The sequence below is a fragment of the Amorphus sp. 3PC139-8 genome, assembly GCF_040750475.1.
Classification (GTDB): Bacteria; Pseudomonadota; Alphaproteobacteria; order Rhizobiales; family Amorphaceae; genus Amorphus.
This window is the reverse complement of sequence record NZ_JABJVY010000042.1, coordinates 1-17,848: the sequence shown is the minus strand read 5'-3', so window position 1 is coordinate 17,848 and position 17,848 is coordinate 1. Positions and strand designations below refer to the sequence as shown.

Genomic DNA, 17,848 nt, shown 5'->3' with positions numbered 1-17,848 from the left:
TTAACCGACCAGCAGAACCAGGCCCAGGCAGGCGATGGCCGCACCGCCCGCCTGGCGTACCGCCTGCCCGGACCGTTCGGGCAGCAATCCGCTTGCAAGGCCGATCGCGATCCCGAGGAGATGAAGCAGCGCGGTGGCGAGAACGAAACCGAGACCGTAGTCGAGCGCGCCGACGGTCGCCGGCATTTCGGTTCCATGGGCATGGCCGTGAAAGAAAGCGAACACGGCAACGACCGCAGCGGCAAGCGGTGCGGGACACGCGCGCCCAAAGACGACGGCAAGACCGAGCACAAGCACCGATCCCTTGATGCCGAGTTCCACGGCCGGCAGCGGCAGGTTCGACATGCCGGCGATGCCGCCCAAAACCAGAAAGGCGAGGAAGGTCGCCGGCAGCGCCCAGAGCCATCTGCCGCCGAGGGCAGCCGCCAGAAGCCCGACGGCCACCATCGCCAGCATGTGATCGAGCCCGCCGAGCGGATGCCCGAAGCCGGCCGAAAAACCCGACGTCGAAGTCACGCCTGTGTGAGCGAGCGCCGGCGTCGCGGTGACGGCAACCCCTGCGGCAACAACAAATCGTCCGCTGATTTTCATGGGAATCTCCGGATTCGGGCGACCGAAATCATGGTCTGCACACCAAAAGGCTCGTCACCGCATTGTCACGTTTTCCGTTACCTGCGGTCGCACGACTGATCCAAGCAAAAACAGGGCCGTATAGGTTCGGGCACTGCAGGACGCGCAAACAGGCCGGTGAGATCATCACGTTTTGCAACCCAGGAACGCATTTTCGGCACTGGCAAAGCCGAATTGGAAACTTTATTGAGCGGACCGGCGTTCTTAGTTTCTTAGAAAGCTCTAACACAGCTTCCACTGCTATTATTTGAAACGCTCGGCTCCAGGCGGAAAAGCCAATTTCCGAAGCCGCGCCACAGCCGCGATCCATCGCCGACAGGAACTTCACGCGTTGCCCAATTCGACCGAATTCTTCCCTTCGTCCGTCCGGCAGGCGGGCTCTCGTGACGACATGTGGCTCTATCGGCTGCTGTCGCGCCTGCCGCTGTTCAACTATCCGGGCAAGATTCTCTTCGTGGCCTTTCTCGGGGTGCACGTTCCGCTGTTCGCGCTGATCGTATTTTTCGCCGCCCACAGCTATGGCGATTGGCGCGCAATCCTGATCATCCTGGCCGTCGCGGTGGTTGCGACCTTGGCGGGAACGGCGATAACGCTGTTGGTTCTGCGCCAGCTCCTCAAGCCGATCATGGCCGCGTCCGGCGCGCTCCGGTCCTATCGCGCCACGCGTATCCTGCCGGAGTTGCCGCTGGATTTCGGCGACGAGGCCGGACGCCTGATGCGCGATACCGACGCGACGATCCGGGAACTCGATTCCCTGCTCGACCGCCTCACCTATTTCGACGCGGTGACGGGCCTGCCGAACCGCACCCAGCTCAGCCGGCGGATCGACGCCATGATCGGAAACGGAAGCCCGTTTGTGGTCGTGTGCGTGCGCTTGGCCAACCACGGGGAAGTCGAGGCCTTTTTCGATATCGACGCCAGCGACCGGGTGATCCTGACGCTGGCCGACCGGCTCAGGGCCAATTCGTTGCCGAGCGAGGTCGGGCGCGTCGGCACGGACAGTTTCAAGTTCGCCATGCCCGATCTCGATCGCGAAACCCTGACCCGCCGACTGACGCGCCTCTCGGAAGAGCTGACGGCCCCGATCGTCTGCGCCCATCATCTCTTTTATCCGCGCGTGACGATCGGTGCGGCGCGCTATCCCGAGCATGGCCCGGATGCGGCCACCGTCATGGCCGCGGCCATGTCGGCCGCAACGGTTCGCGAGTTCGGCGACGGCACCAACATCGCCTTCTATTCGGCGACGACCGATACGACCGCCCGCCGTCGCTTCCTGCTCGACCATGAAATTCGCGAGGCGTTGGAGCACGACGAGTTCGAGCTGCACTACCAGCCGATCGTCGATCTCGACGCCGGCAAAGTCGTCGCAGCGGAAGCCTTGCTGCGATGGACACATCCGCAGTACGGCATCATTTCGCCGGGCGAATTCATCCCGGTCGCCGAAGCAACCGGGCTGATCGTTCCGCTCGGCGACTGGGCGCTACAGGCCGCTTGCCGGCAGATCGCGGCCTGGTCCGGCGACGACGACGTCCAGCCGACCGTCTCGGTCAATATTTCCGCCCGCCAGTTCCGCGATCCCGATCTGATCCGAAAGATCGACGACGCCGTTCGAACCCACGGCATCGACTACAGCCGCTTGAAGATCGAGATCACCGAAACCGTGCTTCTGGCCGATCTCCAGCACGTGTCCCGGACCGTCCATGGCATCCGGGAGCGCGGCATCCGGCTATCGCTGGACGATTTCGGCGCCGAATATTCCAACATGGGCTATATCGCCCAGTTCTCGTTCGACGAGATGAAGATCGACCGGATGTTCGTCGACCGTCTGGATTGCGACGAGCGCCGCCGGGCGATCTGCACGGCCATCGCCACCCTGTCCCAAGGTTTGCACATGCCGTTGGTGGCGGAGGGCATCGAGCGACCGGAAGAGGTCGCCGCCTTGCGCCAGCTCGGATGTCGCCTGTTCCAGGGCTACTATTTCTCCCGTCCGGTGCCGGCCGACGCCTTTCCGGGTGTCTGCGCCAAGATCGTGGACGGATTTGCGGCCAGCGCGGTCGAAACGGCCTGAGTGGATCACCGTTCGAGAGCCGCGCCATCGGCGCGAAGCCAGCGCGCGACCGCGCGCCGGCCGGTCAGGCCGCCCCGTCCGGAGCGAAGCGGCAACGCCGCGACAGCGTGAGGACAAAGCGACGTCCCACTTTTCCTGGCTTTGCTTTCCCCACCGCAAAGCCAGACGGAAAACCGCTGCGCACTTTTCCTGGCTTTGCTTTTAGAACCGAAAGCTCGCCTCAGCGGAGAAGGTGTGGGAGGTGAGGTTGTCGCGCACCTCGCCCTGATAGGAGGCTCCGAGCGCAAATCCGTTGCCGGCGCGCGCCGTCAGCTCCAGCCGCCCAAGCAGCGCATCCCGGCCCACGTCGGCCCCGGACACCTCGAACGGCTGATCCAGAAGGCCGAGCTCCGTGTCCCGGTCGAGATCGCCGAAATCGTGGCGCCAGCCCAGGCTCGCCGCCGGCTCCAGCATCATGCCGTTGGCGAGCGCGAACTGCCGCGACAGGCCGATCGCAAGCGTGGTCTGGGTCTCCTGGAACGTCTCGTCGGGCACGGAAAGCGAAAACAGGCTGCCGGTCTCGTCCATCCGGTCGCGGTTGAAGGCCCGGTAGCCGAGGGTCGCCGACGGCGTAATGGACACGAAGGGCGTCTCGAAGGTGCGCAACGCGGTGCCCTCCGCGAACCCGCCGAGACCGTGACCATCCGCGCTGGCGGTTGCCGAATAGCCGCCGAGCGCCGTCACCCGGCTGGTGGACAGCTCGCCGTAGCTGAGGCCGCCGCGCAGCGCGAAGGCCAGAACGCCGAGATCCGCGCCGCCATAAATGCCGCCCTGATAGGTCGCCACGTCGCCGCTTCCGTTCCGATCGGCCGACACGTCGGCATATTCGTAGCCGGCCGCCAGACCGATCGCCCCCGACCCAATCCGCCAGTCGAGGCCGACGACACCGTTCGTGGCCCGAACGTCGTAGCCGGAAAGACCGTTGGCCGACCCGATGTCGGTCATGGCGGTTTCGCCGGCCGCCCAAACGCTGCCGGCACCATAGGGCGTGCCCTCCGCCGACAAGCGATCGGTGGCGAGGCCGAGCTGGCGATCGCCGAGCGTGTCGGCAAAGCGGCCGATCGCGCGCACGGCGGTGGTCCCCATTTCCGCGTGGACCTGGCCGGTCAGGCTGGAGAAGCCCTGATCGAGCTCGCCGGCGCTGGCGGTGTAAAGCGTGTTGAAGAGATCGATCTCGCCGGCATCCGGACGCACGCCGGCCGCCGGACGGGCCGCATCCAGCGCGGCGCCGAGCGCGGTTTCGTTGCCGGTCTGGCCGACCCCGAGCGCCGACAGGTCGGCGTAACTCTCAGGCGTGGCGGCAAGCGTCAGCACGCTCGGATAATAGAGCACGTCGAACCGGGTGCCCGCGGAAAGTCCCGAGGCAGGCTGCGACAGGCGATCGAACGAGCCCGCCACGGTACCGTCGTCGACCTGAACAAACAGAAGCTCTTGGCCGAGCGCCGGAACGAATGTGTTGGTGGCGGAACCGAGGATCCCTCTCAGCACCGGCGCCAGCGTGCCGCCGGCGGTGAACACCGAGCCCGTCCCGTCGACCAGGATGCGGTCGTGGTTGCCTGCGCCGGTGCCGGTTCCGGTGCCATCCACCTCGATCGTGGTGGTCGCGCTCGCGGTGAGGGTCAGATCGCCGGTGACCGTCAGGGTGCCCGGCGAGTTGCCGGGGGAAAGCGCGCCAGCGACGGTCACGTCGGAGGCAACGTTACCGACGCCGCCGAGGATGCCGCCCTGCCCGACCAGGAGGGTCGGCGTGGTCAAGCGCCCGTCCACCGACAAGCGCCCGCCGGTCACCGTGGAGCCGGAGCGAAAGGTGACGTCGCTGGCGATGTCGAGGCTCCCGGATCCCGCCTTGTCGAGGCTGCCGCCGCTGACGAAGTCGATGGTCCAGGTACGCTCGCTCGCGCCGCCGACCGTGTAGGTGCCGGTGCCGGTCATGCCGACCGGGCCGGCCGCAAGCGCCCGGTCGAGCCGTACGAGGCCCCAGCCGTAGATCGCATCCACGCCCGGCGCGCCGAGGTCCTGGGCGGTCACGAACAGGATGTTGACGATCTCCGCCGGCGTGAACGCCGGATAGGCCTCGATCAGCACCGCAACCGCGCCGGCGACGTTCGGAGACGCCATCGAGGTGCCGCTCTCGAAGCCGTAGTTGTCGGCGGGGAGCGTCGAATAGATCCCACGATCACCCGGAAGACCGGACTCCGGAAAATAGGGCGCGGGCTGATCGCCGCCGGGAGCGGACACGCACCACTCCTTGGCGACGCCGCACTCCTGGGAATAGCTGGCAAGCTCGTTGTAGGCGTCGAGCGCGACCACCACGACGATGCGCCCGCGCGCCTTGCCGTCGGCGGCCTCGGCCGCGGCCAGCGCCTCGGCGGACGTGAAGCTCAGGTCGAGCCCGGTGCCGTGGTCGTCATAGATCAGCGCCCCGGCCGAATTGGTCGCAGTCGCATTCGCCGGCCGGATGAAGGGGAAAAGGCCGGCTCCGCTCGGGCTTTCCGACAAGATGGGAGACTCCAGCCGGGCGTTACCGGCGGCCATGACGATGATCTGCCCGGCATCGAGACTGGCGCGCATCGCCTGTGCCTCGGGCAGGATATCGGTTGCCTGCTCCTCCGCATCGCCGAGGTCCCAGGTGACGGCGCCGTCGTCCTCGCTGGGGCCGAAGCTGCCGTTGATCACCTTCACTTCGGAGAATTGGGAGAGATAGCGGAAGGCCTTCCCCGGCTCGTCCGCGTCGCCCCCGATGGGATCGCAGTCGTCGTTGGCGATCGCCGGCCCGCATCGCTCTAGATCGTAGGTCGAAACAACGTCGCCATCGTCGGTGACCACGATTCCGCCCTGGGTGATGGCCTTGACGGCAAGGAAGGTCGCTCCGGATGCGACGCCCTGCATCCCGAAGCCGTTCTGCCCCGCCCCAATGATGCCGGAGACGTGGGTTCCGTGACCCTGCTGATCCATCGGATCGGTCGGGCCCTGATCAAAGGCATCGAGAATCTCATCCTCGGAGAAGGTCTCGCAATCTGCGGTATCCTCCTCATGACAAACGAGATCGTGGTCGAACCAGTAGAGGTAGTTCGTCGAGCGCGGATCGATCCGGCCGGCAAACTCGGGATGCACCGAGCCATCGGGGCGCATGTCGATGCCGGTGTCGACCACGCCGACGACAACGCCCTTGCCGGTATAGCCCTGGGCCAGGGCGGCATCGACGTGCATGGCATCGAGGCTGTAGTTGCGCTGATACTCCGAGAGCGAATCGATCGGAATGTCGGCGTCGCCACCGGGATAGGGCGTGGGATTCGCGGTTGGAGCCGAAGCCGCGCCTGCCCCGCCGGTGGGAAGCGACGCGCTCGGATAGGTCTCCGCCAGCCGGCGACCGGCGTTCACCGCCCGTCCGATCGACGCGGCAAGGTCCGGGCGGATGGCGGTCGCCGCGCTTTCGATCGCGTCGGCGCGACCGGGCGTAAGGCGCACGTTCTCTACCACACTAGCGATCAGCGACCGGTCGCCATAGCTCGCCGCCTGAGTAAACGCGTCGCGAAGCGGGCCATCGGATCGCAGGACCATCTGGTCCTGGGCGGAGGCTGACACCGCAGCCGCAATGACGCCTAGAAACGCAACACCGGCGCACAACCGACGCAACCCCGAAGCCATGCTTCCTCCCTGCTCCCTCGGCCGACATGACCATCCGGTCCACCGGCTCAATCCTTAAATCGATGCCAAAACGGGCTCGTGTGGCCCGTTTCGCGAGAAGTAAAAACCCATTAAATTTCAGGGAGCAATCACATTTTTCGCAGCTCAATTAGGCATGGTCGCAGAAGGCGCCTTGAAGCGCGCTTTTCCACCCGATCCCAGCGAACCCGCGTGTGCAGAAAGACTGTCGCGGAGCCAGCGGGCGACTGCCCGCCGGCCGGTCAGGCCGCCCGACCGGAGCCGGTGAGCGGAGCGAACTCGGCGCGAGAGGAAACAACTTCTCACCGCAAATCCGGACGGAAAACCGGTTCCCACTTTTCTCAGGCTTTGCTTTAGGACGCGATCAGCCCAGACGTGATGAAGCGAGGCTCGAACCCGAACACGATATCCGGATCGCTCGCCAGCGCGTCGACGTCCTTGTGCTCGTAGTCCAGACGCGACAGCAGATCGGCGATCAGGTTCAACCGCGCCTGTCGCTTCACGTCGGCGCGCACGATCGTCCACGGCGACAGCGGATGATGGGTGCGGGCGAGCATCTCGTTGCGCGCCACGCTGTAGTCGTGCCAGTGCTCGGCCGCGACCTCGTCGATCGGGCTCACCTTCCACTGTTTCAGCGGATCGGTACGCCGCGCTTCCAGCCGCTTGAGCTGCTCGTCCAGGGTGATGTCGAGATAGTATTTCACCAGCCGGATTCCGGAGCGGATCAGCATGTGTTCGAAGTCGAACACCGTCTCCATGAACTCGCGATACTGGGCATGGGAGGCAAAGCCCATCACCCGCTCGACGCCGGCGCGGTTGTACCAGCTTCTGTTGAACAGAACGAATTCCTGGGCGACCGGCAAATGCGGCACGTAGCGCTGGAAATACCAGGCCGACTGGTCGCGATCGGACGGCTTGCCCAGCGCCACGACCCGGGTTTCGCGCGGGCTCAGATGCTCGGTGATCCGCTTGATGACACCGTCCTTGCCGGCGGTGTCGCGCCCCTCGATCAGCACCAGGATCTTCGCATCGCTGCGGATCAAATGCCGCTGCAGCTTGACGAGCTCGACCTGCAGGGCGTGCAGCCGGTGGTGATAGGTCTTCTTATTGACCTTGGGGATCCGCGGGGGTTCGCTGCTCATACGCGCTCTTTCTGGGAAAGGGAGAGCGGAGATTAGGACATCATCGCCCGCAGAGAAAACCGGTTCCCACTTTTCTCGGGCGTCGCGAAGCCAGCGCGCGACCGCGCGCCGGCCCAAATGGGACGCGCACGCGCAGCCGAGAGCGAAGCGAGCCGGCATGAGCAAAAAAGATTATCTTCCCCGCAACGCCTGACGGAAAACCGGGTCCCACTTTTCTCGGGCGTTGCTCCTACTCCATCACCTCCACCGTCTCGGAGGATTGCCCGCGCTTTGGACCGCGCATCAGGAGCAGCAGCGGCACGACGGCGATAACGATCCACATCATCGCCTTGAAGTCGTTGAGGTAGGCGATCGTGGAGGCCTGTGCCGTCACCATCGCGTTCAAGGCGGAGGCGCCGGCGGTGGTGTCCCAGGACCAGGCGGCCGGGAACCACGGCTGCTGCATCGCCATCCGGAACGGGTTCAGGTGCGCCACCAGGCTCTCGTGCACGATCTGGGTGTTCTGGGTCAGCATCGTGGTCATCACGGAGATGCCGATCGACGAGCCGATGTTGCGCATCAGGCTGAACATGGCCGTTCCCTCGGTGCGGTAGCGCGAATCGAGAGTGGCGAACGTGATCGTCGACAGCGGCACGAAGATGAAGCCGAGCCCGATGCCCTGCATGATACCGGTGACCACCAACGTGGTCTGGCTGACGTTGACGGTGAAGCCGGCCATCTGATGCAGGGACAAGGCCGTCATGGTCAGACCGAACAGGATGAGGAAGCGGATATCCACGCGTCCGATCAGCCGGCCGACCACCACCATCGCCATCATAGAGCCGATCCCGCGCGGGGCGAGCACCAGCCCGGCCGTCATGACGGGATAGCCCATGAGATTCTGCAGGAAGGGCGGCAACAGGGCGAGCGTCGCGAGCAGGACGACGCCGATCACGAAAATGAAGCAGAGGCCGATGGCGAAGTTGCGATCCTTGAACAGGCCCGGCTCCAGGAACGGATTGCGGGCGGTGAACATGTGCACCAGGAACATGTAGAGCGCGACGCTGCACAACACCGTCTCCACGATGATCTCGGTGGAGGAAAACCAATCCTGGGACTCGCCGCGATCGAGCATCATCTGCAGCGCGCCGATCGACAGGCTCAAAAGCGCAAACCCGAACCAGTCGAACGGCAGCCCCGGCCGCTTTTCGGTGTCGGACACGAATGTCGCGATGCCCGCGAACGCCAACAGGCCGATCGGCACGTTGATGTAAAACACCCAGCGCCAATTGTAGTACTCGGTGAGATAGCCGCCGAGCGTCGGCCCCAGGATCGGGCCGAGCATGACGCCCATGCCCCAGATCGCCATCGCCGAGCCGTGTTGCTCCTTGGGATAGGTGTCGAGCAGCACGGCCTGGGACAAAGGCACGAGCCCCGCCCCGAACGCGCCCTGCATCAGGCGGAACAGCACCATTTCGGGAAGCGAGGTCGCCGCGCCGCACAGGATCGAGGAGATCGTGAAACCGCCGACGGAGACCATGAACAGCTTCTTGCGCCCGAACCTGGCGGCGAGAAAGCCGGTCGGCGGCGTCATGATCGCGGCGGCGACGATGTAGGAGGTCAGCACCCAGGAAATCTGGTCCTGGGTGGCTGACATGGACCCCTGCATGTGCGGCAGCGCGACATTGGCGATGGTCGTGTCCAACGCCTGCATGATCGTCGCCAGCATGATGGAGACGGTGGTGAACCCGCGCTGGAGCCGTGCCGACGGCTCCGCTCGCGCGGCGACGGCGACGTCGGTCATCGCGATTGATCAGCCGTATCCACGGTCGGCGTCCGCGCCGGCTCCGCCACGGCGGTTCCCTGATGCATCAGATCCGACACCATGGCGATGGCCGCCTTGGCGAACCCGGGAAGCTCGCGTTGGTGATGAGTGTCGATCTCGACGACGGCGCTCATCCCGGCGCGCAGGTCCGGATCGCCCGCACTTGCGTCAAGCGCGATGCGCACCGGAATGCGCTGCACCACCTTCACCCAGTTGCCGGTCGCGTTCTGGGCCGGCAGCACGGAGAACTCCGAGCCGGTCGCCGGCGCCACGCTGGCGACCGTCCCCTGCCAAATCTGACCGGGGTAGGTGTCGACTTTGACCTCCACCGACTGTCCGGGCGTCACATGGGTGAGCTGGGTCTCCTTGAAATTGGCATCGACCCAGACCCCTTCGGTGGAGATCAGACTCATCACCGCCGTGCCCGGATTGATGTACTGGCCCGGCTTCGGCGTCTTGCTCGCAATTCCGGCGAAGGGCGCGCGCACCGACGTGCGGCGCAGATCCAGCTCCGCCTTTTCCAGCGCCGCCTTGGCCTGCAGGAATTGCGGGGTCTTCTCCACCGGGGTGTTGGCATCGCCGCCCAGCTTGGCCAGCGTCACCCGCATGACATGCTGCTCCAGCGCGACCTTTTCCTCCGCCTTATCGAACGCATTCTTCACGTCGTCGAGGGAGGCCTGGGACACCACGTTGTTCTTCTGGAGCCGGGACTGACGATCGTAGCGACGCTTGGCATAGGCGAGATCGATCTTCGCCAGGTCCAGATTGTCCGTTTCCTGCTGATAGTTCGCCTTCAGCGCCCGGATATCCTGGCGTACCGATTCCAGGTTCGCATGCGCCTGATCGACGGCGATGCGGTAGGGCGCGGCATCGATCCGGAACAGGATGTCGCCCTTGGCAACCGGCTGGTTCTCCGAAACGGCCACCGTGTCGATGGTGCCGGAGACCTCTGCGCTAATGGCGACCTTGTCGGCCTGGAGATAGGCGTTCTCCGTCTCCACATAGCGCCCGCCGGTGTAATACCAGACCGCACCACCGATCAGGACCGCGAGCGGACCGGCGATCAAAAGCACAGGACGCAGCCAGCTCCGACGGCGCTTGCGCTCGGCCGGAACCGGCGCGATCGCCTCCGCGGGTGCGAGGTCGGATCCTTTGGACTGGTCTTGTTCTTCGCTCATTGCGTTTCCGTTTCGTCTTCACTCGACGCGCGCAGGTCGGTCGCCACCGGACTCTCGCCGGCGATCAGATTGCGCCGCATCCGATCGAGCGCCTCGATCATCTGATCCACGGCTTCCGGAGAGACCCCATCGAGCGCCAGCGCGCGGGTTTCCGAGGCGCGCTCCCACATCGTCTCCAGGGGCGCCTCGGCACCGGCGGCGAGATAAAGCTGAACCGCCCGTCGATCGGTCGGGTCGGGGCGGCGCTCCACCAGATTGGCCTCCTCCAGCCGGTCGATCAGTCGCGCCAGCGTGATCGGCTGGATTTCCATCAGGTCGGCGAGCGCAGCCTGCCGCAGCCCTTCCTGCTTGGCCACGTACGCCAACGCCCGCCACTGTGCCGGGGTCATTCCGAGGCCCTGAATGCGCCGGGATATGTCGCGGCGCATCAACCGGGCAACGTCGTGGATGAGGAAGCTGAGACTCTGGGCCGGATTGCGAGTGTCTTGGGAAGTCATAAATGTGCAAGCCTTATAGTAAGCAATGTATATATAATTTCGAACTCGGTTGCCAAGACGCCTCGGCCGGATTCCGCGCCGACGCAGCAACAAAAAAGGGCCGGCGTTAGCCGACCCTTTTCGGGGACTGTCCTGGGACTTGCGAAGCCAGCGCGCGACTGCGCGCCGGTCTTTAGACCGCCCCCGCGGAGCCGCGAGCGAAGCGAGCTGGCGTGAGCGATATAAAACCGCCAGGAAAACCGGTTCCCACTTTTCCTGGAATTTGCTCTAAGCCGCCTTAGGCTTGCCGGTGCCCTCATGCGCGGCCTTGGTGCGCGCCTTCAGGTCCCGGAGTGTGGAAAGCTCCAGATCGTTCGGCGGCGGCGTCTCTTCCAGATTGTCGGAATATTTGACTTTCCAACCGCAGGTCGCCTGCACGTCCTCACGCGTGACGCCGGGATGCAGCGAAACCACGGTGAACTCTTTGGTCTCCGGATCCGGCCGCCAGATGGCCAGATCGGTGATCAAGAGCGTCGGCCCCTTGGTCTTGATGCCGAGACGCTGGCGATGGTCGCCGCCGTCGCCATGGCCGAAGGAGGTGTAGAAGTTGATCTTCTCCACGAAGCCGCGCAGCGACTGCTTCATGGTGATGTAGACCTCGCCCGAGGACGAGGCGATTTCCGGCGCGCCGCCGCCGCCCGGCAGCCGCACCTTCGGCTTGTGATAGTCGCCGATCACCGTGGTGTTGAGGTTGCCGAACTTGTCGAGCTCGGCGGCACCCAGGAAGCCCACGGTGATGCGCCCGCCCTGCAGCCAGTAGCGGAACATCTCCGGCACCGACACGGTCGTCAGCGCGGTCTCGCACAGCTCGCCGTCGCCGATGGAAAGCGGCAGCACATCCGGCTTGGTGCCGATGGTGCCGGATTCGTAGATCAGCGTGATGTCGGGCGCATGGGTCAGCCGCGCCACATTGCAGGCGGCCGAGGGCGCGCCGATGCCGACAAAGCAGACATCGTCGTTCGTCAGCGACCGCGCCGCGGCGATCGTCATGATTTCGTCGGGGGTGAAGCCGAGATCGGTCATGCCGCGCTCCTCAGGTTGGCGGTGCGGTCGGCGAAGATATCCGGGCCGACATCGAGCACGTTCCTTTTCATCCACTCCTGGAAGGCTTCGCGGTCGTTGGAGACCTTCGCCCATTCCAGATAGGTGGCGTTGTCGCGCGCATAATAGCCCTGGGCATAGGACGGATGGGCCCCGCCCGGCACCACGGCAATGGCCGCGATCGTCCAGTGCGGCAGGACGCACATGTTGGGATGGACGTCGAGCTCGTCGACGACCTCTTCGACCGTCACCACCGCCCGCTTGGCGGAGAGCACGGCCTCCTTCTGCACCGCGATGATACCTTCGACGAGGACGTTGCCCTTTTTGTCGGCCCGCTGGGCATGAATCACCGAGACGTCGGGGCGCACCGCCGGGATCGCGGCCAGCTCCTCACCGGTGAAAGGACAGGTGATCGACTTGATGTTCGGATTGACCTTGGCAAGGTCGGCGCCCTTGTAGCCGCGAAACACCGCGCACGGCAGTCCGGCGGCGCCGGCCTCGTAGGCGTTCGCCATCGCCGCGTGGCTGTGCTCTTCGATTTCCAAGGGACGCGGCCAGGCGTTTTCGACCGCATCGCGCACGCGGCGCAGAAGGCCTACACCGGGATTGCCCGCATAGGAGAAGATCAGCTTTTTCACCATCCCCATCCCGACCATCTGGTCGTAGATGATGTCGGGCGTCATCCGGATCAGCGTGAGATCCTTGATCCCTTGTCGAATGGCCTCGTGGCCGGCGGCATGGGGGATGAGATGCGTGAAGCCTTCGAAAGCGGCGACGTCGCCGTCACGAACATTTTCAGCGATGGCGTCGTGAAGAGATAGGAACTTGGTCATTCTCGCTCTTTTTTGGTCTGGCCAAACCCGGGCGGACCTTGCCGCATTTGCAGCCCTGCGCGCAAGGCAATCGCGGCGGTCCCGCCCGGATGCGAGACGATCGGCAGCTCAGGTGAGGCTCGACGGCCCGCGCTTGACCACGTGATCCTGGTCGCGGCTTCCGTGCACGCCGATGCCATCCAGCGCCTTCAAAGCGGCACGGCGGACACGCCTGCGGCGCGGCTCGGACGCGACCACATACCACGTCCCGGCCACAACCGCCGCAGCCCCCAGACCGAGTAGCGCAACCGCAAGGTCGGAACGCTCCACCGTCGGCCTGCGGTGATGGCGGAACCGAGCCGGAAGGGGAACCTCCGGCACGCGGTCCCACACGGACCGGCCACCCTCATAGGCCGTGTCGCGGGCGTCTCGGAATGTCTGTCGCGGATGGAACATGTCGTTTGCCTCTCAACCGAACCCTCGTTGATCCGCCCGCTCGGGCGGCACTCGTTGGGCTGGAGAAACGGCCCGGCGGAGGCAATCGTTCCGCCGGCCCCGATAGCACACCGCAAATCCCGGGCGGAAAACCGGTGCCCACTTTTCCTGGGATTTGCGAAGCCAGCGCGCGACCGCGTGCCGGCCTCTATTACCCCGCATTTCCGGACGGCGAACCGGTGTCCACTTCGCCTGGAAACGCTCGTGGCCGCGCCCGCGCAGCCGCGAGCAAAGCGAGCTGGCGTGAGCGGATAAGTCCTTTCTCCGCAAATCCCGGACGGAAAACCGGTGCCCACTTTTCCTGGGATTTGCGAAGCCAGCGCGCGACCGCGTGCCGGCCTCTATTACCCCGCATTTCCGGACGGCGAACCGGTGTCCACTTCGCCTGGAAACGCTCGTGGCCGCGCCCGCGCAGCCGCGAGCAAAGCGAGCTGGCGTGAGCGGATAAGTCCTTTCTCCGCAAATCCCGGACGGAAAACCGGTGCCCACTTTTCCTGGGATTTGCTCTAAAGCCGCTCGATCGCCGTGCGCAGCTTGTCGATGATCTCGTCGATATGGGCGCGCTCGGAGACCAGCGGCGGGGCGAGAATCGCCGTATCGCCGGTGAACTTCACGTGCAGGCCGGACCAGAACAGCGCCTTCTGCAGCGCGCCGCCGCGCCGTCCGGGTACGCCGTCGGACGCCACCTCGACACCGGCCATCAAACCGTAGCCGCGCAGGTCGACCACGGCCGGCAGCCCTTCCAGGCTCCAGACCTGATCGAGGAAATAATCCGACAGCTCGGCTGCGCGCTTGAAGAGCTGCTCTTCCTCGTAGATGGCCAGCGTTGCGAGCGCCGCCGCGCAGGCCGCCGGATGGCCGGAATAGGTATAACCATGGAAGAACTCGATGGCCGCGTCGGGCGAGGCGTCCATCACCGTGTCGTAGATCTCGTCCTTGACGGCGACGGCGCCCATCGGGATCGAGCCGTTGGTCAGCGCCTTGGCCATGGTCATGATATCCGGCGTCACGCCGAAGGCCTGGGCGGCAAACGGGGTCCCGAGCCGCCCGAAGCCGGTAATGACCTCGTCGAACACCAGAAGGATCCCGTTCTGGTCGCAGATTTCGCGGATGCGCTCCAGATAGCCCTTCGGCGGAACCAGCGTGCCGGTGGAGCCGGCGACCGGCTCCACGAACACCGCGGCGATGGTCCCCGCCCCGTAGGTGTCGCACATGCGCTGCAAATCGTCGGCGAGTTCCGCGCCGCCCTCCGGCTGGCCGCGCTGGAAGCGCACGTTCGGGTCCCAGGTGTGGCGCATGTGGACGACGCCCGGCAGCGTCACCGGGAAGCCCTCGCGGTTGCGCACGATGCCGGCAAGCGACGTGCCGCCCATATTGACGCCGTGATAGGCGCGCTCGCGGGAGACGAAGCGCAGCCGCTGGCTTTCGCCGCGCGCGCGATGGTAGGCCATCGCGATCTTCAGCGCGGTGTCGACGGATTCCGACCCGGAATTGGTGAAGAAGACGTGGTTGATCGGTTCCGGCAGGATCGCGGCCAGCTTCGAGGCGACCGCGAACGGGCCGGGATGGCCGGTCTGGAACAGCGGCGCATAGTCGTTCGCCAGCATCTGCGCATGTACGGCATCGGCAATCTGCCGGCGGCCATGGCCGGCTGCGACATTGAACAGGGCCGACGAGCCGTCGATGATCCGGCCCCCACTCTGATCCCAGAGATAGACGCCTTCGCTCCTGACGATCAGCCGCGGATCGCGCTTGAAGTCGCGGTTCGCGGTAAACGGCATCCAATGCTCCTCAAAGGAGTTTGGAACCGGCTGGACGAGCGAAACGGCCTCGTTCATCGGACTTTCCTCGCTGGGCTTGGCGGTGCCCTGCCGATCCCGGCTAGGGCACCGCGGTTTGCTTACGGTCTGCGCAACAATCGGCGCCCGACGCGCGGCGGGCAAGAGCGTGTAAGCGCGAAAATGCGATCAAATTTCGAAGCCGGTGCCCACTTCGCCTGGAAGCAAAGCCAGCGCGCGACTGCGCGCCGACCGGAGGCCGCGCCCGCGCAGCCGCGAGCAGAGCGAGCTGGCGTGAGCGAAACGATTCTTTCAACGCGCTTCCGGACGGCGAACCGGTGCCCACTTCGCCTGGAAGCAAAGCCAGCGCGCGACTGCGCGCCGGCCGGAGGCCGCGCCCGCGCAGCCGCGAGCAGAGCGAGCTGGCGTGAGCGAAACGATTCTTTCAACGCGCTTCCGGACGGCGAACCGGTGCCCACTTCGCCTGGAAGCGCTTAAGCAAGCACGACCCGCGAGACATCACCGTCGGTGTGAATCCAGGTCAACTCCCCGCGCCGGATCATGCGATTGACGTGGGCATGGGTCTCGGAGAAGGCGAACGAGAGCTGGTGCGGATCGAGTGGGCGGTGAAACAGCACCGGCACGAGATCGGCCACCGTCTTCGGGCCGGATTGGCAGGCTTCGGCGATCATCTGACAACGGTCCTCGTGATGGCCGACGATCTGCTGGCAACGGGTGTGCAGGCCGTAGAAAGGCAGCTGATGGCCCGGCAACACGAGCGCGTCTTCCGGCACATGCGCCTCCAACAGCCGCACGGTGCGCAGGAAGTGGCCAAGCGGGTCGCCTTCGGGATCGACAGCCCAGACGCTGATGTTGGGCGTGATCTTCGCAATCACCTGATCGGCGGCGAACAGGATCTTCTCGTCGGCGAGGTAGAGCATGATCTGCTCCGGCGCATGGCCGTCGCCGGTATAGACGCGGAATTGGCGCGAGCCGATCGTCAGCGTGTCTCCGGCGACCAGGCGCAGGAAGGTCGGCGGCAGCTCGGTGACCATGCTCAAATAGGCGTGGCCCTGAGTGCTCACGAGTTCGGCGGTTTCCGGCGCCATCCCGTGGCGAAGATAGAAGTCCTGGTAGGGCTTCGCCTTCAACGCCCCCGGCGTCAGCGAGATGTTGATGGTCATCAGATAGGAGGTCTGGCTGGTCAAAAGCGGGAGGCCATACTCTTCGCACAGCCAGCCGGCGAGCCCGATATGATCGGGATGGAAATGGGTGACGATCAGCCGCGTCAGCTTCTTGCCGGCGAGCGGCCCCGCCATCAGGGCGCGCCAATGGGCACGCGTTACATCGTCGGAAATGCCGGTATCGATGACCGCGTAGCCATCGCCGTCCTCGATTAGGTAGAGATTGACATGGTCGAGCCGAAACGGCAGCGGAAACCGCACCCACAAGATGCCCGGCGCAACCTCGATCGGCTGATCCGGCGTCGGCGGTTCCGGAAAGGGAAAGCGCAACCCGTCGCGCTCGATCTCGATGCTGCCTGCCACGTCGGCCATGCCGTTTCACTCCAAAAAATGTCGCCGCCGTGCCTGCCCCCAAAGCCGACGAACCGGGATCCATCCTCCCGAAACTGAAATCTACAGAGCACAAGCACCCGCCCTGTCGCAACTGCGCTCCGCCACGGCGATACGGACACGGCCGTGGGGCGCGATCCTTTGTGTGCCGTCCCGGGTGCCAGATGTCGTCACCTCGTCACCCAAAAAAGCCGAAGCCATCGCCTGGACACTGCCCCCGTTTTCCAACAGGGTCCGGTCCATACCCGCCCACCGCAACACCACAGCAAGGAGCAGCGACATGGCGGACGAGGAGAACGAAGTCAGCGTCGAGGCGATCGAAATCGCCGACGTGCTCGGCGGCGGACATACGGCGGACGGCCGCTTTGTAGCCGTGGTCAACCTGCGCGAAGGCGGCGAACAGGGGCTGATGATGTCGCCCGGCCGGTTGGATGCTCTGTCAGGGCTGCTTCAGGCCGCGCTGATTGAAATGCAGGGGCATCGTCTCAGCTTCTCCGTGCCGGTCTCGTTCGAAGGCAAGCACGAGGTCGCCGAGCTTGACGTGGCGGCCACGCCCCAGGGCACGTTCCGGTTCGCGCTGAAGGACCGCGACGACAACACGGTCGAGATCGGCATGAGCCTGGAAAAGGCGATCGAATGGCGCGACGCGCTGTCGGCGCAAATCGAGCGCATGCAGCAGGCTGAGGAATAGAGCAAATCCCAGGAAAAGTGCCAAGCGGTTTTCCGTCCGGGATTTGCGGGAAGAAAAGCTCCTTTCTCCTCACGCCGAATTCGCTTCGCTCCTCGGCTCCGGATGGCGGCCTATCGGCCGGGGCGCAGTCGCGCCCTGGCTTCGCAAATCCCAGGAAAAGTGCCAAGCGGTTTTCCGTCCGGGATTTGCGGGAAGAAAAGCTCCTTTCTCCTCACGCCAGCTCGCCCTGATGAACGGCAGACAGGACAGGCCTTAGTCCCAATCTCCGCTTGTGTGTTTGATTTGTGGTTTGCTTGAGCGTCGGAAGGCGTGGCGAGGCCTCCCGACGCGGTCAGGCGGCCGTCACTCCGCGGGTCGTGTCTGTCGTGACGCGACCGAGGATGAGTTTGGCCCT

Annotated in this window: 13 protein-coding genes; 2 read left to right on the top strand and 11 right to left on the bottom strand. The window is 65.1% G+C overall.

Annotated elements, in window-relative coordinates:
* Complete coding sequence (locus tag HNS03_RS24090) at window positions 1-591, bottom strand: HupE/UreJ family protein (protein WP_367198596.1); 591 nt, start codon at window positions 589-591, stop codon at window positions 1-3.
* Window positions 592-961: 370 nt separating this feature from the next.
* On the opposite strand from HNS03_RS24090, the gene HNS03_RS24085 reads away from it, so the two are divergent.
* Window positions 962-2,698 (top strand): putative bifunctional diguanylate cyclase/phosphodiesterase, encoded by a 1,737-nt coding sequence (locus tag HNS03_RS24085; RefSeq protein ID WP_367198595.1) that lies wholly within the window; start codon window positions 962-964, stop codon window positions 2,696-2,698.
* 201 nt (window positions 2,699-2,899) lie between these two features.
* On the opposite strand, the gene HNS03_RS24080 is transcribed toward HNS03_RS24085, so the two are convergent.
* From HNS03_RS24080 to HNS03_RS24035, 10 genes are all read right to left on the bottom strand, one after another.
* On the bottom strand, window positions 2,900-6,385 hold the full coding sequence (locus tag HNS03_RS24080) for a S8 family serine peptidase (protein WP_367198594.1): 3,486 nt from the start codon (window positions 6,383-6,385) through the stop codon (window positions 2,900-2,902).
* Window positions 6,386-6,756: 371 nt separating this feature from the next.
* Window positions 6,757-7,545 carry a polyphosphate kinase 2 gene (ppk2, locus tag HNS03_RS24075; protein WP_367198593.1) on the bottom strand — a complete coding sequence of 263 codons (789 nt, stop codon included), beginning with the start codon at window positions 7,543-7,545 and terminating at the stop codon, window positions 6,757-6,759.
* Between the two features lie 229 nt (window positions 7,546-7,774).
* Window positions 7,775-9,328, bottom strand: a complete 1,554-nt coding sequence (locus HNS03_RS24070; protein ID WP_367198592.1) for a DHA2 family efflux MFS transporter permease subunit — start codon at window positions 9,326-9,328, stop codon at window positions 7,775-7,777.
* Window positions 9,325-10,527, bottom strand: coding sequence for an HlyD family secretion protein (locus HNS03_RS24065; protein WP_367198591.1), 1,203 nt, complete (start codon window positions 10,525-10,527; stop codon window positions 9,325-9,327). The genes HNS03_RS24070 and HNS03_RS24065 overlap by 4 nt, the downstream gene beginning before the upstream one ends.
* Window positions 10,524-11,024 carry a MarR family winged helix-turn-helix transcriptional regulator gene (locus tag HNS03_RS24060; RefSeq protein ID WP_367198590.1) on the bottom strand — a complete coding sequence of 167 codons (501 nt, stop codon included), beginning with the start codon at window positions 11,022-11,024 and terminating at the stop codon, window positions 10,524-10,526. The genes HNS03_RS24065 and HNS03_RS24060 overlap by 4 nt, the downstream gene beginning before the upstream one ends.
* A gap of 267 nt (window positions 11,025-11,291) precedes the next feature.
* Entirely contained in the window at window positions 11,292-12,086 is a 795-nt protein-coding gene (locus HNS03_RS24055) for a CoA-transferase subunit beta (protein WP_367198589.1), read from the bottom strand.
* Entirely contained in the window at window positions 12,083-12,937 is an 855-nt protein-coding gene (locus HNS03_RS24050) for a CoA transferase subunit A (protein ID WP_367198588.1), read from the bottom strand. Before HNS03_RS24050 ends, HNS03_RS24055 begins: the two co-directional genes overlap by 4 nt.
* A gap of 108 nt (window positions 12,938-13,045) precedes the next feature.
* On the bottom strand, window positions 13,046-13,372 hold the full coding sequence (locus HNS03_RS24045; protein WP_367198587.1) for a hypothetical protein: 327 nt from the start codon (window positions 13,370-13,372) through the stop codon (window positions 13,046-13,048).
* A 545-nt stretch (window positions 13,373-13,917) separates the two neighbouring features.
* The gene (locus tag HNS03_RS24040; protein ID WP_367198586.1) at window positions 13,918-15,249 is read right to left on the bottom strand and encodes an aminotransferase class III-fold pyridoxal phosphate-dependent enzyme; all 1,332 of its coding nucleotides are present in this window, start codon (window positions 15,247-15,249) and stop codon (window positions 13,918-13,920) included.
* A gap of 434 nt (window positions 15,250-15,683) precedes the next feature.
* Window positions 15,684-16,745: an MBL fold metallo-hydrolase gene (locus HNS03_RS24035; RefSeq protein WP_367198585.1), complete on the bottom strand. Its 1,062-nt coding sequence runs from the start codon at window positions 16,743-16,745 to the stop codon at window positions 15,684-15,686.
* Between the two features lie 298 nt (window positions 16,746-17,043).
* Between HNS03_RS24035 and HNS03_RS24030 the strand changes: the two genes are divergently transcribed.
* Complete coding sequence (locus HNS03_RS24030; RefSeq protein WP_367198584.1) at window positions 17,044-17,454, top strand: hypothetical protein; 411 nt, start codon at window positions 17,044-17,046, stop codon at window positions 17,452-17,454.
* Window positions 17,455-17,848 lie beyond the last annotated feature (394 nt).

Excerpts from the sequence above, each read along its gene's own strand:
- HNS03_RS24080 (WP_367198594.1), bottom strand. The coding sequence starts at position 6,385 with ATGGCTTCGGGGTTGCGTCGGTTGTGCGCCGGTGTTGCGTTTCTAGGC.
- HNS03_RS24060 (WP_367198590.1), bottom strand. The coding sequence starts at position 11,024 with ATGACTTCCCAAGACACTCGCAATCCGGCCCAGAGTCTCAGCTTCCTC.
- HNS03_RS24055 (WP_367198589.1), bottom strand. The coding sequence starts at position 12,086 with ATGACCGATCTCGGCTTCACCCCCGACGAAATCATGACGATCGCCGCG.
- HNS03_RS24050 (WP_367198588.1), bottom strand. The coding sequence starts at position 12,937 with ATGACCAAGTTCCTATCTCTTCACGACGCCATCGCTGAAAATGTTCGT.
- HNS03_RS24065 (WP_367198591.1), bottom strand. The coding sequence starts at position 10,527 with ATGAGCGAAGAACAAGACCAGTCCAAAGGATCCGACCTCGCACCCGCG.
- ppk2 (WP_367198593.1), bottom strand. The coding sequence starts at position 7,545 with ATGAGCAGCGAACCCCCGCGGATCCCCAAGGTCAATAAGAAGACCTAT.
- HNS03_RS24090 (WP_367198596.1), bottom strand. The coding sequence starts at position 591 with ATGAAAATCAGCGGACGATTTGTTGTTGCCGCAGGGGTTGCCGTCACC.
- HNS03_RS24035 (WP_367198585.1), bottom strand. The coding sequence starts at position 16,745 with ATGGCCGACGTGGCAGGCAGCATCGAGATCGAGCGCGACGGGTTGCGC.
- HNS03_RS24045 (WP_367198587.1), bottom strand. The coding sequence starts at position 13,372 with ATGTTCCATCCGCGACAGACATTCCGAGACGCCCGCGACACGGCCTAT.
- HNS03_RS24030 (WP_367198584.1), top strand. The coding sequence starts at position 17,044 with ATGGCGGACGAGGAGAACGAAGTCAGCGTCGAGGCGATCGAAATCGCC.
- HNS03_RS24070 (WP_367198592.1), bottom strand. The coding sequence starts at position 9,328 with ATGACCGACGTCGCCGTCGCCGCGCGAGCGGAGCCGTCGGCACGGCTC.
- HNS03_RS24040 (WP_367198586.1), bottom strand. The coding sequence starts at position 15,249 with ATGAACGAGGCCGTTTCGCTCGTCCAGCCGGTTCCAAACTCCTTTGAG.